The following is a 16,885-nucleotide window of genomic DNA, read 5'->3' on the forward strand; positions in this document are numbered from 1 at the left end:
TTATAATAGTTCTTTTTTTATTACAAATTTTTCATTTTTATTACATTATATTCTTATAAATGTATTTTTTTTCATTTTTATTACATTTTTTATAATGTGAATTGTTTAATTTTTGTGTTTTTTCAGAAAAATACTTGATATTTATAAAAAAAAGTTTTAAACTATGTTTATAGAAAATAGTAGTTAAAATTTTAACTATTTTCTGCTCTAATTATTTTTATGGGGGGGATATAAATGAATTTTTTTAAAGGATTATTCAAGTTCATTCCAATTTTCGTATTGGCAGGACTAATGATGATGGGGGTTGATGTTCTTACTGCAGCACCTATCGCAACCATATTTGCATGCATCGTAGCATATATAACCGAAAAGGTTAAATTTAATGAACTTATCGATGCAGCGGTAGATAATGTAAAGGGTCTCATACTAGTATTCTTTATACTTATGTTTGCCTACGCAATGGCAAGTGCCTTTATGTCAACAGGTGTTGGTGCTTCTATCGTTAACATGGCACTTTCACTAGGACTAAATGCAAGAACTGTTGCAGTTTGCGGTTTCTTAGTAACAGCTGTACTTTCCGTTGCTACTGGTACATCTTGGGGAACTTTTGCAGCATGTGCTCCAATCTTCCTATGGCTTAACCATATAGTTGGCGGAAATATATTACTTACTACAGCATCTATAGCTGGTGGTGCTTGTTTTGGAGATAACATTGGTCTTATTTCCGACACTACAGTTGTAAGTTCAGGTATTCAAAAGGTAGAAGTTATTGACAGAATTAGAACCCAAGGAATTTGGTCTCTTTCATGTCTCGTTGTAACTGCAATTATTATATTTGGAATCAGTATAGCAATGAAGCTTCCAACTGATGTTGCAAATGCATCACTTGCAATCGATGCTATCCCAGCTGAAGTATGGACAAGCTTAGAAGAAGTTAGACCTACAGCTGTTGATTTATTAAACCAAGTTAAGGAAGGCGTACCTTACTATATGGTAATTCCTCTAGTACTTGTTATAATTGCTGCTGTGCTTGGTGTTCCTACCTTACTTTGCTTATTCATAGGTCTAGCGGGCTCATTCGTATTAGGTAGCTTTGCTGGAACAGTAGAAAGTTTAACTGCTTTCCTTAGCTTAGTTGAAGGTGGTTTTTCCGAAGCTGGTGCTTGGGTTATTGTAATGATGATGTGGGTTGGAGCCTTTGGTGGTATAATGTCTAGAATGAATGCCTTTGCTCCACTATCAAATTTCATATTAAAAATTTCTGGAAACGTAAGACAATTAATGTTCTGGAATGGTATATTGTGTATAGGTGGAAACGCTGCTCTTTCTGATGAAATGGCACAAATTGTTACTATAGGACCTATTATCAAGGAACTTGTTGATAATAATGTAGAAGGAAGCGAAGAAGACTTATACAAATTATACCTTAGAAATGCAACCTTTGGAGATGCACTTGGTGTTTTTGGTTCCCAATTGATTCCTTGGCATGTGTACATTGGTTTCTACGTTGGAATAGCTTCATCAGTATATCCACTGCATGAATTTATTGCAACTGATATCATTAAATACAACGTTATGGCATTTGTTGCTGTAAGCTCAATATTATTACTTACATTAACAGGCTTTGATAGATTCATTCCTAAGTTTGGATTACCAAGAGAGCCAGCTGTTAAGTTAAAAAAACAAAACACAAATGTAATTAATAACAATAATAAAGCTGTATAATTTAAAAATAACCTTGCATTTGCAAGGTTATTTTTTATTTCATTTCTTCGTCAAAAATTCTATCGTATTCGTCAACTACTTTATTAAACTCATCTTCGTCTTCTACCATTTCATAAGAAGCTGTTGTTCCCTCTCCTACTACTTTGTATACATATGCTTCATCTTCTTCATCAAGTGGAGCTAAAATCACATAATGATTACCATCTATAGTAAGATCCTCCACTACCTGAAGTTCAACTTTTTCCATTGTTTCTGAATCAGTCAAAGTTATTATATTCATTTCTTCCATTTTTATATTCCTCCTAGAGTATTATAATTTAGTCCCTTTTCATTATATATTATACATTTTCATATTACAATGAAATTTTCGAAAACTATAAAGAATGAGACTGTCTATTAATTTTAAGACAGCCTCCACAAACATTAAATATAAAACTTTGTATCTGGATCAATCAAATTGTTTTTAATATCAATACCAAACAATCCATCTACAAGGGTTGGGGTTTCAATTGGATGAGCATCCTTAACACTATTATTTAAAACTTGTATCCCATCATGGATATTTTTCTTTGGTTTCTTATTTTTCTGTTTAAATTTACTCAAGTAAATCATACTCCCTTCTTGTACATACTTATCAAGCGATTTCAACTTTAATTTCTTTTGCTCTCACTAACTAATGTTGTTGATTATTATAAGCCGTTAAAACTTTATTAAACTCTCTACCTTCACCTACTGATGCATATTCTACCATTCCATTTTCTCTACTTACAACCTTATATGCACAAGCTTCATCAGAATTCTTAGGTCCAGCTATTACATACTCTGAAGAACCCACCTTTACCACATCAATAAATTCCAATTCAACTGATTTTCCATCTTCTCCAGAAACTTTTATACACTGATTAATATTGCCCATCTTATAACCTCCATAAGTTTTAATATATATAAGATGTGCATAATTACTAAAATTATTTATACTTTTATATTTATTTTATATTTTTTAATATAGCTAACCTGTCTTTAATACGTTTTTCATAGCCTAATATTGTAGGTGTATAGTATGTTTTACTAATTAATTTATCTGGCATATATTGTTGATTTACATAATGATTTTCGTAGTCATGAGGATATTTATAATCTGCACCCTTATTAATTACCCTAGCTCCACTATAATGACTATCTCTAAGATGTAGTGGTATTACTCCAATATCTTCACTTTCTATATCTGCCATAGCTTTATTAATGGCATTGTATGCTGCATTAGATTTTGGCGCTCCTGCCAAATATGTAACAGCTTGTGCCAAACTTATCCTAGCTTCAGGCATTCCAATGGATTTTACTACATCTAAAGCCGCATTAGCCACAAGTAGTGCATATGGATCTGCATTCCCCACATCCTCTGATGCAGATATTACAAGTCTCCTGGCTATAAACTCAGGATCTTCACCTCCGTATAACATCCTAGCTAAATAGTGAATTGCAGCATCTGGATCACTACCTCGAATACTTTTAATAAATGCCGATACCACATCATAATGATAATCTCCTGATTTGTCATAACTAACATTCCTTTTCTGCATACATTCTTCAACCACTTCTGTGGTTATGTTAATTACTCCATTTTCATCTTTATTTGTAGTTAGTACTGCAAGTTCTAAAGCATTTAAGGCTTTTCTACCATCTCCAGCTGAATTCATGCAGATAAATTCCTCTGCATCTTTGTAAAGTTTTATATTTACCTTCCCAAATCCTAGTTCTGAATCATTAAGAGCTCTATTTAGTAACCTACCAATTTCTTTTTTTCCTAGTTCCTCTAATTTAAATATCATAGACCTCGATAATAATGCTTTATTTACTTCAAAAAAAGGATTTTCCGTTGTTGCTCCTACTAGCGTTACTACCCCCTTTTCCACATGAGGTAGCAAACTATCTTGCTGTGTTTTATTAAATCTATGTATTTCATCTATAAACAAAATGGTCTTCTTTCCACTCAAAGATCTTTCATTTAATGCTTTATCTACAACAGCCTTAATATCCTTAATTCCTGAAGTAACCGCATTTAGCTCTACGTAATTACAATACGTAGTCTTTGCTATTATTTTTGCAAGACTAGTTTTCCCTACCCCTGGAGGACCATATAATATTAAAGATGTTATTCTATCACTTTTAATACTTCTATATAATAATTTATCCTTGCCCAATATATGCTCTTGCCCTACAAACTCTTCTAGAGTACTTGGTTTTAACCTTTGTGCTAAGGGTTCATTTATATTTGTTTTATATTTCTCTTCTCTACCATTATCTGAAACTAAATCAAACAATGAAATATTATCATAATTTTTTTCCAACTTTATCATTCCTTTAATTAATATTGATGAATTCAACTTTTCCCTGTAGAATTATGGTAATCAGTCCCTAAATTCTAAATATAAATTTCAACTGCTACTCCTAAGTATACCACAAAAATCTCATGTGTTTACATAGCGAAAACTGAAAAAACTTCCTAACTACTTTATGTTATTTAGGAAGTTTTTATATAAGCTTTTTAAGGTAACAAATCGCATATTTTATAGTTTTATTCTAAAGTTTATAAGAGAAATGAATCTCTATTCTATTTCATAATTAGTCTAAAGTAGATTTTTATCTTTTTTATCAATGTAATCATCTAAAGTTTTTTTGACAACTTTAGATAACGCTAAAAGTGCAACTAAATTTGGAAACACCATTAATCCATTAAATGTATCTGCTAGTTCCCATACTAAATCTACATGTACACATGATCCTAAAAATATAAATAGCATAACTAATATTCTATATGGAGTTATCCCTTTTTGGCCAAACAAGAACTTTATATTTGCCTCTCCAAAAAAGTACCACCCTACAATTGTAGAAAAAGCAAAGAAAAATAAGGATACTGAAATAAAGATACCACCTAAGTTGCCTCCCATTCCATTTATAAATGCCTGTTGAGTTAATACAATACCTGATGCTCCACTATCAAGAGCACCTGTTGTTAATATAACTAGAGCAGTAAGTGTTAATATAATAAATGTATCTATAAACACCCCCATCATCGCTACTAATCCTTGTTCTGAAGGATGATTAACTTTAGCAATTGCATGAGCATGTGGTGTTGAACCCATACCAGCTTCATTCGAGAATAACCCTCTAGCTACTCCATATCTTACCGCTTCTTTAATCGTAACTCCAATTAATCCCCCTGCTACAGCGGTTGGTTTAAATGCACCAACCACAATCATCTTAAAAGCAGGTAATATGTTTGCATAGTTTACAAATATAATGCCTAGACTACCTACAATATATAATAGTGCCATTAGTGGAACAACTTTTTCCGTAAACGAAGCAATACTTGATACCCCTCCGATAAAAATTATTCCTGCTAGAATTGCCACTATTACCCCTATTATTCTAGGGTCAATTCCAAAGGATTGCTGAAATGCGCTACCTATAGAATTAGCTTGAACCATATTACCAATGAATCCCAGTGCAAGTATTATAGTTATTGCAAAGAATGTGGATAACCATTTACCTATTTTCTTATTTTTTAAACCGTCTCTTATGTAGTATGCTGGACCCCCTGTAACTTGTCCACTTACTACGGTTTTATATTTTTGTGCTAATGTTGCCTCCGCAAAAATTGTACCCATTCCAAAGAATGCACTAATCCACATCCAAAATATTGCCCCTGGTCCCCCCATGGCAATTGCAGTAGCTGCTCCTGCTAAATTTCCTGTTCCTACCTATGCAGCTATAGATGTTGCAAGTGCTTGAAATGATGACATACCATCTGCCCCTGCTTTCTTACCAAACTTAATTTTCCCAAAAACTAATTTAAAACTTTCCTTAAATCTTGTTACCTGAACAAATCTAAGTTTAAATGTAAAATAAATCCCTGTACCACAAAGTAAAAAAATAAGTAAATAATTCCATATAACCCCATTAATATTTTTAACTATTTCTAACATATTGTTCATAATACCCTCCCCATGATATTACGATTTGTCACCTTACATATATTATATAATATTTTTAGAATTTTTCAACAATTTATAATAACGTTTACATTATGTTTATATCTAACTAAAAAAGAGTATCAAAGCGTTTACTTTAATACTCTTTGGTGCAGATGGCGGGATTTGAACCCGCACGAGAATTCTCTCACTACCCCCTCAAGATAGCGTGTCTGCCGTTCCACCACATCTGCATAAAACTTAATTTTATATAAATATTATAGCACCGAATACCTACAAATTCAATGATTAATTGAATTGTTTTACTTATATTAGAATTCCCATACTAATTTTTATTTACCTGTACTCTAACAACTATAATGTTCCTATACCCTTTAATTGTAATATATACATGGACATGACTCTAGATAAGCACTTCTAATATCCAGTTGAAGTAATATATTCATCTTATTGAACCTCCATCTGGATATTAGAATCACTTGATATAATCATTATGTTACTCTAATTTGTATAAATACCTATACATTTTATCACCAAAGCTAACTTTTTTAACGTAGTTTTTTGTCTCCTTAAACGGAATATCCAAAAGGCTTTTCCCATCTTCTGAGTATTTTTCATCATTAAGCCATTTAGTTACATTACCAGGCCCTGCATTATAGGCAGCTAAGATTAGATTATATTCACCACTAAAATCATTACTTAACTTATTTAAATACCAACATCCCATTTTTATATTGATTAGAGGATCATTAATCATATCTGCATTAAAATTCTCTATTCCCATAGTTTCGCCAATCCAAATTCCTGTATCCGGCATAATTTGCATTAATCCTAGTGCTCCCTTTGATGACTTTGCTTCAACTGAAAACTTACTTTCTGTATTTATTACTGCAGCTACTAAGTTAGGATCAAGGTCATATTCTTTACTATACTGAATTATATACTCCTTATATTCAAGGGGAAAAAAATTTCTTAGTATCCCTTTAAAACTAACAATAATGATAACTACAATAAATAGTGTTAAAATTATTCTTTTATTTTTTGCATTCCTTTTATGTGCCATTTTGCCCCCTAGTCATCCTTATATTACTAATGATTTTTTTTACCTGATGTTGCGTTTCACTCAAATGGCCATTATTATCAATGATAAAATCTGCAAAACCACATTTTTCCCTTGTAGACATTTGGTTATTTATCCTAAGAATAGCTTCTTCATTAGAATAATTATCTCTTTCCATAACCCTTTTAACTTGTAAATCCTCGTCAGCTATCACTACAATTATTACATCCATTGATGTATGTAGATTATTTTCAATTAGAGTTGGTGCATCTATAATGCAAATATCTTCACCTACATCATCATATTCGCAAATTTCATTAAATATGTCATCTTTTATGTATGGCATTAATATTTCTTCATATTCTTTCTTTTTATCCCTATTAGAAAATATTAATGCACCCATCTTACGTCTTAAAAATGTTCCATCTTCATCAAAATATTCATTTCCAAAAACTTTCCTAATACTTTGTAGTATTTCATCATGTGATATTAACACCGACCTGGCTATATTATCCACATCAATTACCGGTATATTATTGTTCTTGAAAATATTACTTACAGTGCTCTTTCCGCATCCTATTCCACCAGTTAACCCAACTTTTAAGATAGATTTATTTAGCTTCATACCAAGTATCCCCTATAGAAATATCAGCCTTCAGTAATACTTTAAGGTCTAGAACACCTTCCATTTCATTTCTAACCAATTCCTTAACCTGTTCCATTTCATTCTTATACACATTAAGTATAAGTTCATCATGGACTTGAAGTATTAATTTACTTTTAAGTCCCTTATTTTTAAGTTCCTTTGCTACATTTACCATTGCAATTTTTATGATATCTGCAGCACTACCTTGTATTGGAGCATTCATGGCTAATCTTTTCCCCAACGCTTTAATCATTTTATTTGAAGATTTTATCTCTGGTATATATCTTTTTCTATTTAAAAGTGTAGTTACATAAGAATTTTCTTCTGCCTCATCAATTACCATATCCATATATTTTTTAACATTTTCATATCTATGCAGATATGTATCAATATAGTTTTTAGCTTCTATTCTCGTAATCCCTAAATCTTGAGCAAGACTAAAATCACCTATTCCATAAACGATTCCAAAGTTAACTGCCTTTGCATTGCTTCTCATAGTTTTCGTTACCTCTTCTATTGGCACATTGAACACTTCTGAAGCCGTTGCTGTATGAATATCTATATTACTATTAAAGGCTTTAATCATGTTTTCATCCCCTGAAATATGAGCAAGAACTCTTAATTCAATCTGTGAGTAGTCCGCTGAAAGAATAATAGATTCCTCATTATGAGGTATAAACACCTTTCTTATAGACCTACCATTTTCACTTCTTATTGGTATATTTTGAAGGTTAGGTTCTGTGCTTGATAATCTTCCAGTGGTTGTTACTGTCTGAGTAAAGTTAGAGTGTATTCTTCCATCCTCATCAATTACATGTTTTAACCCTTCTATATAAGTGGAATATAGCTTTGTAATCTGCCTAAAGTATAAAATCTTATTAATTATTTCATGTTTATCCTTCAGCGCATCTAAAACCTCTGCATTAGTAGAATACCCTGTTTTTGTCTTCTTAATTACTGGAAGGTCTAGCTTTTCAAATAATATCTTCCCCAGTTGTTTAGGAGAATTAACATTAAATTCTTCCCCTGCAAGTTCATATATTTTTGTGGTAAGTTCAGATATTTCTAAACTGAATTTATCTCCTAGTTTATCAAGTTCACTTCTATCAATGTTAAATCCCTCATATTCCATATATGATATTGCTTTTGTAAGTGGTTGTTCAACATTAAATAGAAGTTCATTCATATCTGAACTCTCTATTTTATCCTTTAAAATTGGATATATTTCCTTCATCGCTAAAATCTCATTAGCTATAAAGGAATCACCTTCTCCACTTATTACTTCTCCTGTTTTTTCCTCTATTATCGTTTTGATAGAATACTCTGATTTAGATGAGTCAAGTAAGTATGCCGCTAATTCTAAATCAAAATCCACTTCATCCAAATCTACCCCTAATTTAAGTAGTGATGTATATCCATATTTCACTCCGTGGCTAATCTTGTATACATCAGAATTTTCAAATATACTTTTTATACTTATTAAAAATCTATCTTTACTTTCTTCTAAAAGGTTTTTACACGAAATTATATATATTGTTCCCTGCGACAAAATACCTATTGTTCCAAGGGAAATATCGTCAAAACTATTAGTATTATCCACATAAAACTTAACAAACATGTCACCTTTTATACTTGAAATAATTTTTTCTAGTGAACTACAATCTTTTATGAGTTCAAATTTAGCATCTTCCCTCTTAGTTTCATGAATAACACCACTATCAGTATCTACATCTAAGTTTTGTAATTTAGAAAGAATAGATTTAAGTTGAAGTTTTAAACACATTTCTCTAACCTCATGATTATTGAAGCTACCCTTAGTTTTTAACTGTTCTAATGGAATTTCTACTGGTACTTCGGTTATAATAGTAGCCAATTTCTTACTAAAAATCGCTTGTTCACTATATTCTTCAAGTGATTCCTTAAGTTTCTTACCACTAATATTTGATATATTCATTAATACATTTTCTATACTTCCATATTCCTTAATAAGTTTAAAAGCCGTCTTTTCTCCCACTCCTGGAACTCCTGGAATATTATCTGATTTATCTCCCATAAGACCTTTAACATCTATGTACTGTTTCGGTGTTACTTCAAAATCATTAACAAATCTTTCCCTATTATATATTTCTTTCTCACTCATTCCCTTTTTATTGATAACTATGTTTACATTATCTGTGGCAAGTTGTAATGCATCTTTATCACCAGTTACAACATAAACCTCCATATTATCTTTTTCGGCTAATACAGATATAGTTCCAATTAAATCATCTGCTTCATAACCATCTAATTCAAATATACTAATCCCCATCTTACAAAGAATCTCTCTTATTATAGGAAATTGCATTGAAAGCTCTGGTGGTGTTTTCTTTCTTCCAGCCTTATATTCCTCATACTCTTCATGCCTAAATGTTTTAGACGACTTATCAAATGTAGTAACGATATAATCTGGATTTATATCTTCTTTAAGCTTAATAAGCATATTTAAAAATCCATATACTGCATTAGTATGAACTCCCTCTTTAGTTGTAAGCTCAGGTATTGCATAAAACCCTCTATATAATAAACTATTTCCATCTAAAATTGCTAAAGTTTTCTTACTAATTTAAATCACATCCTACTCAATATATTTTCTTAACCTGTATATATTTAAATTTTGCCATGATTTAAGTTTACTATACTTTAAATCAGTGCTTGTAATCTTAAAATCCAATTTCAACATGACGAATACATATAATTAAATTACTACACTATTATAAATAATAACTTTAAAAAATACTTAGGTCTAACTCCTGGGATAATTTTTCTAAAACTTTAATACCACCAATACTGTTACCTTTGTTGTCAAGCGCTGGTCCTACAACCCCAATACCCATTCTTCTTGGAACAGCGGCTAAAATACCTCCACCAACTCCACTTTTAGCTGGGATTCCAATATGTACAGCAAACTTACCAGAAGCATCATACATACCACATGTAACCATTATTGTTTTAATAATTCTACATGCTTCTCTAGATATTACACGTTCATTGTTTAGAAGTACTCCATCATTTGCAAGCATTGCCCCAATTCTTGCTATATCTTTACATGTAACTTCCATAGAACAAGCTTTAAAGTATACTTCTAATGTTTCGTCTACGTCACCCTCTATAATCCCATTTCCCTTCATATAGTAGGCAAGTGCTCTATTTCTATCTCCAGTCTTTTTTTCACTTTCATAAATACTTTCATTTATACTAATATCTGAATTTCCTGTTATTTTTCTTGTAAAATTTAATATCCTACTAATTTTTTCTTCAGCATTTTCACCACTTATTAAAGATATGGTAGCAATAGCCCCTGCATTTATCATAGGGTTTAAAGGTTGCTTCTCATCATGACTCTCTAAATTTATTATAGAATTAAACGCTGATTCTGTAGGTTCCATGCCTATTTTCGTGAAAACATACTCTGTACCGTTATCCAAGATAGCTAACATCAATGTTATAACCTTTGATATACTTTGAATTGTAAATGTAGTTTCACAATCTCCAGCAAAATATTCTTCCCCACTTAATGTAGTTACCCATATCCCAAGAGCATTCGAATCTGCCTTTGTAAGTTCAGGAATATATGATGCTACCTCACCCTTGGTTGTCCATTTCTTGCAGTCTTCAATTATGTTCTCTAATATTCTTTTCATTTTATGTTCTCCAATCCTATATTACTTATTCAATCCTCATTATAGTAATATATCATAGCTTTTTCAATAGTTATCACTACAATTAGTAATAGTTGCATTTTCTTTAAATCCTATAAATTTCGTATTCAACAAAAAAACTATTGTAATTCTTAGTGTATTATGTTAATATAAATAATGTACTAGCCGGTGTGATGGAATTGGCAGACGTGCGGGACTCAAAATCCCGTGGTGGCAACACCGTACCGGTTCGACCCCGGTCACCGGCACCATGAAAGCTAGTATAGCATGAAGAACCCTTGATAATTCAAGGGTTCTTTTTTTACACTAAATCTGTACTTATTTGCATATTATTAATTATATATATAAAGTTTACATATAAAATTATTGTAAATATATTATTTATATTCTTACTCTATAATTTTTATCATTAAACAAACATTTTTAAAATATAAATATTAGTATATAAATAATTTCAGGGAGTTCCGTATGTTTAATTCACGAGCTTGCAATTTATACTATGATCCAACTGCTGCTAACTATCTAATAGAATACCATGGAAATTTTAAAGAACAAATAGACAAAGTGACTTATGCCTGTGGTTATATAATTAATGATACCCTTGGAATTATTGCAGTACCATCTAACCTTTTAAATAAACTTTTAAAAGATGTGCCAGCAATTATTTTTGTTGATTTTAGGGCTATGTTTATATTAGAGGATATCTCACCTTCATATGTAGATAATATAAACACTATTAAAGTTAACCCCTATTTAAACTTAACTGGAAGGGGTGTTGTAATTGGAATGGTAGACTCTGGAATAGATTATCTCAATGAAGAGTTTATAAGAGAAGATGGTACATCTAGAATACTTAATATATGGGATCAGTCAGTTCCAAACACTAACCCATCATTATATATTGGTGAAACTTATTCAAATGAGCAGATAAATAATGCAATAAACGCTCATAAAAGACGTGAGAATCCCTATGAAATAGTACCTTCAAAAGACACTATTGGTCACGGCACCAAAACTGCTGGAATTATAGGTGCAAGAGGGTATGCTCCTGAACTTCAAGGAATTGCTAATGATAGTGATTTTGTAATTGTTAAGCTTTTCGAATCTAGTAACTTCAAAAAACAATTAGATGAAAACCAAATCACTCCTTCCCCCCCTGTTTATAATACTTCTGAAGTTGTATCTGCCTTAGAGTATTTAAAAGATTTTTCTATAATTTCCAAGAAACCTATGGTTATATATTTAGGTGTAGGTAGCACCGAGGGAAGTCATGACGGTTTAAACATGATTTCGAGATATTTAACATCACTTGGAAGTATACGAGGTATAGCTTTAGTAGCTGGAGTTGGAAATCAAGGCGCAGCACAAGGTCACACATCAGGATATATTAAAAATGTAGGAGATATAAAAATTATAGAATTAATAATACCTAGGGAAATTAAATATTTTTCTTTTAATATTTGGGTACAGAAACCAAATAGAGCTTCTTTAACTATAATTTCCCCCACAGGAGAATCATCTAACTTAATAAAATCAAAAATAGGAAAAATTCATAATTTTAAGTTTGTTTTTGTAAATACTGAAACAACTGTTAGCTATTATACTCCAGAATACTTTACTGGCCATGAGGTTATAAATATTATTTTTGGCTCTATAAAACCAGGGATATGGCAGTTTCAATTATTAGGCGATTATATAAGTGATGGTAGATACGACATATGGCTTCCACCTGAAAATACTTTACCGGATGGCACAAAGTTTTTAGAACCAGATCCATTTATTACGTTAACAATACCTTCAACAGCTATTAATGTAGTTACTGTAGCTTATTATGGAGAAAATAACTCTTTAGTTTCAACTTCCGGTAAAGGATTTAATAGCAACAATTTAATTAATCCTGATTTTGCAACTTTAGGATTAAATATTTTAACAACGAAAGCTTCTGGAGGAATTACTACTATTTCAGGTAGTTCTGCTGCCGCTGCTATTGCTGCTGGCGTTTGTTCATTACTACTAGAGTGGGGGATTATACATGGAAATGACACTACCATGTATTCAAAAAAAATTACGAGTTATTTAATATATGGCGCTTATAGAAACCCTATATTCACTTATCCAAACAGAGATACTGGTTTTGGTGATCTTGATCTATTAGGTACCTTTAATGTAATTAGTAAATCCTTTAGTAGTTACACTCGGGGATTATATATAGATAACATTAAAGTAAACTCTCCTAAAAAAGATAAATTTTTAGAATATTATGTAGATAACCTATTTATAAGAATTTCAACTGAAATTATGGAGGATTTAAAATGAATAGAAGTAATAAAGTTCCCGAAGGAATTTTTAGCGACATAAATTACGATCATTATATTGTTCAATATCAAGGAGATATTGAACAGTATAATGCAAATCAGCCAGATTATTATGTAACCGTAATTAATGATAATTACGCTATATTATCATTAAATAAAAATATATATCCTGATAATGAAAATTTAAATTTATCATCCATAGTTTATGTTAAACCTGTTGAAATGTACACTCTCCAACAAATTTCACCCATTGAGGCATCTCAAGTTATATTTTTACAATTAGATTTACCTTTAAATCTAACTGGAAATGGTGTTAATGTGGCAATTGTTGATACAGGTATTGATTACTTAAGTGATGAATTTATGACTTCAAGTGGTGAAACTAGAATTGAATATATATGGGATCAAACAATACCTTCTCTTTCTACTGACACTAATACTTCTGTCCCCTATGGTACTATATATAAAAAAGAGCAAATACAAACTGCTATACAGGCATACAGAAACGGACAATCGCCTTATGAAATAGTTCCTAGTAAAGATGAAATCGGACATGGCACAAATATGGCTGGCATAATTGGAGGAACTGGTAAAAATCCTGATTTAAGAGGTGTTGTTCCTGATTGTAATTTTGTAGTTGTAAAACTACTGGAAGATATTTCATTTAAAAGCCAATTTGGGATAAATGTACCTTTATATAATATAACTTCTCTTTTTACGGCTTTAGAATCCCTGTATAAATATTCTTTAACTAATTACAAGCCTATGGTTATATATTTCCCCCTTGGAACCAACTTTGGAAACCATAAAGGGAATGGACTTCTAGAACAATATATAGAAACCATCTGCAAAAATAATGGAATAGTGATCGTTAACGGAACAGGAAATGAACGAAATAATGGAACTCATACCTCTGGTGTAATATCCAAAGTCGGTGAATCAGGAACAATAGAAATTGATGTATCCGAAACACAAAAAAATTTATGGGTTGAAATCTGGACAACTGCACCAAATCTAATGTCCTTAGATATAATTTCGCCTTCTGGTGAAAATAGTGGTGTAATAAATATTTTAATTAACACTACTGAATCTTACAAATTTATATTTGAAAAAACAAAAGTTAAAGTTAACTATTTTTTACCTGAAGAAATTAGTGGTGATGAGTTAATAAGAATTCGCTTTTATGATATACAGCCTGGAATCTGGAAGCTTAGATTAACTGCAAGTTCTGTTTTAGATGGCAAATTTAATGCTTGGCTTCCTCAAGAGGGAATCACAGTCGGCGGTACTCGCTTTAGTCTTTCAGATCCATATGGAACAATCACTAATCCAAGTAATTCAAATTACTTAGTTACTATAGCCGCGTATAACCAGAATAACAATAACATCTTAAATTTTTCTGGTATGGCCTTTGCAAATAACTTTGTTGGAGTCATCGATGTTGCAGCAGGAGGAATAAATGCACTAACTGTTGCCCCTAACAATAAGACTTCAACTGTTACTGGAACTAGCGTTTCCGCAGCTGTTGCTGCTGGAGCTTGCGCTATGTTATTTCAATGGGGAATTGTTGATGATAATGACCCTTATATGTACTCTCAAACTATAAAGACGTATCTTGCAAGGGGAACTACCAAACGTCCTGGAGATATTTATCCTAATCCACAATGGGGCTATGGAATGTTAGATGTTCTTGCTATGTTTAAAAATATGATATAAATATTTTACAATTAAAAAAGCAATTATAATGAACTTCCCCCTTTATAATAGCAAGTTTTATTATTTAAACTGTCTACTACAAAGGGATCATATAATTTATAATTGCTTTTTTAAACTTTATTTAATCTTAATTTTCATAAACATTTTTATTTTCTATTTCTAACTTTTCAACAATCTCTACTATTTTTTCAAAATCACTCATTAACTCCGCAGATAATATTTCTGCTTTTTCAAATGCCGAGTTAGCTAATCCATAATCTTTAGTTCGTATATGTTTTATTATTGATTCCCCTAATCCATGAAATTTTTTATGTTTGTCCTCTAAATTACTCCAAATAGAAATCACATCTTTGTTTTGAGGGTTCATAGAGTAGTAAAAATGTCCAAATCCGCATTTATGTTCATCCACTTGAAGTGGCATTATAGTTTTGTTGGATACTATAGTTTTAAGAGTTTCTAACCACTTTTCATGTGCAAGAATAGCCTTTTTTATTGTACGAATAAAAAACTCATTGTTTACCATATAATATCTATCCTTAACTAATTCTCCAATTATCGTTACAGCTTTATCTAAATCTTCTTCCATCGCTGTTACTGGCAATATGACTTTATTCAATCCTTCACTTATATCCCTAAGCACCCCAGTATTCTTACTCAACTTTTCAACATCCCTATCTAGTCCTTTTACGCTAACCGCTACATCGTCCATAGATGCATTTATCTCTTCACTATTCGCTGCAACTACACTTATAGATTCTGTGATAGTATCTATACTTTCTCTATTTTCTTTGCTTGTACTAATAATAGAATCCAAATTTTTATTTACTACATTCAAAGCTTCCACTGTATTATCAACACTTAGACAACTTTTATTAGATGCATTCTCAATAGCTGACACAAAATGTCCCATACCAGAAGTTAATGTTTTTGTTTCATCAGCTAACTTTCTTATCTCCTCTGCAACTACGGCAAATCCTCTACCACTTTCCCCCGCTCTTGCAGCTTCTATAGACGCATTTAATGCTAAGAGATTGGTTTGCTCTGATATATCATTAATTGAATTAATAACCCCTTGTATATTTTCAATAACATTAATAAGATTACTCATATCTTCTTTCATTCCTCTGGAATGATCGATTGCAGTTTCCGAAAATTTCTTTACTTCATCCAACTCTGATCTGCTTTTTTCACTAGAAGCTAATAATAACGAGGAGTTTGACGATAATTCACTTATTGCTTCTGTCAAATCACCATGTGCCGTTGTAACCTCCACTGCAGTATGCGTTGTACTTTCTGAAGCTTGAGATATATCTTCCATTAATTCAACTATTTCACAAGTTACGGCATTTATTTTTTCTTCTTTATCCTTCAATAATAAATCTAAACTACTCATTTGCATAACGGAGTTCATAACTAATTCCGTTATTTCTTCAAAATTAGTTTTACCTGTATTTATTCTTAAATGTATTGATTTTATTTTTTCTAGAGTGCTATTATCTATTCTTTTATTTAATTTTGGTTGCTCTAATAATGAAATATCATTCACTAATTGATTTATACTTTTTTTATTAAACATGTCAATACACTTCCCTATCCTTTTCGATAAATCCTTAACAATGTTATTGTATCTCTATACATTATCTTTGTCAATTATTCCTAATGATATATATGGTATTTTTACCAGTCTTATCTGTTTATAATTAACATATACTACCCATCGATAGTTATTTCAA

At 31.3% G+C, this 16,885-nt stretch carries 12 protein-coding genes, 2 tRNA genes and 1 pseudogene; 4 read left to right on the forward strand and 11 right to left on the reverse strand.

The annotated features are described in order from the left end of the window. The first annotated feature begins 234 nt into the window (after positions 1-234). Entirely contained in the window at positions 235-1,725 is a 1,491-nt protein-coding gene (locus RSA29_RS13975) for a Na+/H+ antiporter NhaC family protein (RefSeq protein ID WP_346943371.1), read from the forward strand. Between the two features lie 34 nt (positions 1,726-1,759). On the opposite strand, the gene RSA29_RS13980 is transcribed toward RSA29_RS13975, so the two are convergent. The 10 genes and pseudogenes from RSA29_RS13980 to glsA form a co-directional block, all read right to left on the reverse strand. Next, entirely contained in the window at positions 1,760-1,990 is a 231-nt protein-coding gene (locus tag RSA29_RS13980; RefSeq protein WP_346943372.1) for a DUF1292 domain-containing protein, read from the reverse strand. Between the two features lie 158 nt (positions 1,991-2,148). Further along, complete coding sequence (locus RSA29_RS13985) at positions 2,149-2,328, reverse strand: hypothetical protein (protein WP_346931653.1); 180 nt, start codon at positions 2,326-2,328, stop codon at positions 2,149-2,151. Positions 2,329-2,398: 70 nt separating this feature from the next. Beyond that, a complete protein-coding gene (locus RSA29_RS13990; RefSeq protein WP_346943373.1) occupies positions 2,399-2,641 on the reverse strand; it encodes a DUF1292 domain-containing protein in 243 nt (80 codons plus the stop codon). A gap of 70 nt (positions 2,642-2,711) precedes the next feature. Further along, entirely contained in the window at positions 2,712-4,082 is a 1,371-nt protein-coding gene (locus tag RSA29_RS13995; protein ID WP_346943374.1) for a replication-associated recombination protein A, read from the reverse strand. A gap of 270 nt (positions 4,083-4,352) precedes the next feature. Beyond that, positions 4,353-5,720 (reverse strand): annotated as a pseudogene (locus RSA29_RS14000) (sodium:alanine symporter family protein). 144 nt (positions 5,721-5,864) lie between these two features. Beyond that, a tRNA-Leu gene (locus tag RSA29_RS14005) sits at positions 5,865-5,950 on the reverse strand. 263 nt (positions 5,951-6,213) lie between these two features. Beyond that, complete coding sequence (locus tag RSA29_RS14010) at positions 6,214-6,780, reverse strand: lytic transglycosylase domain-containing protein (RefSeq protein WP_346943375.1); 567 nt, start codon at positions 6,778-6,780, stop codon at positions 6,214-6,216. Further along, positions 6,770-7,402: a dephospho-CoA kinase gene (gene coaE, locus RSA29_RS14015; protein WP_346943376.1), complete on the reverse strand. Its 633-nt coding sequence runs from the start codon at positions 7,400-7,402 to the stop codon at positions 6,770-6,772. Before coaE ends, RSA29_RS14010 begins: the two co-directional genes overlap by 11 nt. Then, positions 7,389-10,025, reverse strand: coding sequence for a DNA polymerase I (gene polA / locus RSA29_RS14020; RefSeq protein ID WP_346943405.1), 2,637 nt, complete (start codon positions 10,023-10,025; stop codon positions 7,389-7,391). The genes coaE and polA overlap by 14 nt, the downstream gene beginning before the upstream one ends. A gap of 163 nt (positions 10,026-10,188) precedes the next feature. After that, complete coding sequence (gene glsA / locus RSA29_RS14025) at positions 10,189-11,103, reverse strand: glutaminase A (protein ID WP_346931659.1); 915 nt, start codon at positions 11,101-11,103, stop codon at positions 10,189-10,191. Positions 11,104-11,285: 182 nt separating this feature from the next. Between glsA and RSA29_RS14030 the strand changes: the two genes are divergently transcribed. The 3 genes from RSA29_RS14030 (at position 11,286) to RSA29_RS14040 (ending at position 15,152) form a co-directional block, all read left to right on the forward strand. Further along, positions 11,286-11,372 (forward strand) — tRNA-Leu (locus tag RSA29_RS14030). 217 nt (positions 11,373-11,589) lie between these two features. Then, a complete protein-coding gene (locus tag RSA29_RS14035; RefSeq protein WP_346943377.1) occupies positions 11,590-13,437 on the forward strand; it encodes a S8 family peptidase in 1,848 nt (615 codons plus the stop codon). Beyond that, entirely contained in the window at positions 13,434-15,152 is a 1,719-nt protein-coding gene (locus RSA29_RS14040) for a S8 family peptidase (RefSeq protein WP_346943378.1), read from the forward strand. The genes RSA29_RS14035 and RSA29_RS14040 overlap by 4 nt, the downstream gene beginning before the upstream one ends. A 127-nt stretch (positions 15,153-15,279) precedes the next feature. Here the strand turns inward: RSA29_RS14040 and RSA29_RS14045 are convergent, their stop codons facing one another. Further along, the gene (locus tag RSA29_RS14045; RefSeq protein WP_346943379.1) at positions 15,280-16,728 is read right to left on the reverse strand and encodes a methyl-accepting chemotaxis protein; all 1,449 of its coding nucleotides are present in this window, start codon (positions 16,726-16,728) and stop codon (positions 15,280-15,282) included. Positions 16,729-16,885 lie beyond the last annotated feature (157 nt).

The sequence above is a fragment of the Clostridium sp. genome, assembly GCF_036660475.1.
Taxonomy (GTDB): Bacteria; Bacillota; Clostridia; order Clostridiales; family Clostridiaceae; genus Clostridium_J.

Bases quoted from the DNA above. Each gene is read 5' to 3' on its own strand.
- RSA29_RS13975 (WP_346943371.1), top strand. From the start codon at position 235: ATGAATTTTTTTAAAGGATTATTCAAGTTCATTCCAATTTTCGTATTG.
- RSA29_RS13990 (WP_346943373.1), bottom strand. From the start codon at position 2,641: ATGGGCAATATTAATCAGTGTATAAAAGTTTCTGGAGAAGATGGAAAA.
- RSA29_RS13995 (WP_346943374.1), bottom strand. From the start codon at position 4,082: ATGATAAAGTTGGAAAAAAATTATGATAATATTTCATTGTTTGATTTA.
- RSA29_RS14010 (WP_346943375.1), bottom strand. From the start codon at position 6,780: ATGGCACATAAAAGGAATGCAAAAAATAAAAGAATAATTTTAACACTA.
- coaE (WP_346943376.1), bottom strand. From the start codon at position 7,402: ATGAAGCTAAATAAATCTATCTTAAAAGTTGGGTTAACTGGTGGAATA.
- glsA (WP_346931659.1), bottom strand. From the start codon at position 11,103: ATGAAAAGAATATTAGAGAACATAATTGAAGACTGCAAGAAATGGACA.
- RSA29_RS14035 (WP_346943377.1), top strand. From the start codon at position 11,590: ATGTTTAATTCACGAGCTTGCAATTTATACTATGATCCAACTGCTGCT.
- RSA29_RS14040 (WP_346943378.1), top strand. From the start codon at position 13,434: ATGAATAGAAGTAATAAAGTTCCCGAAGGAATTTTTAGCGACATAAAT.
- RSA29_RS14045 (WP_346943379.1), bottom strand. From the start codon at position 16,728: ATGTTTAATAAAAAAAGTATAAATCAATTAGTGAATGATATTTCATTA.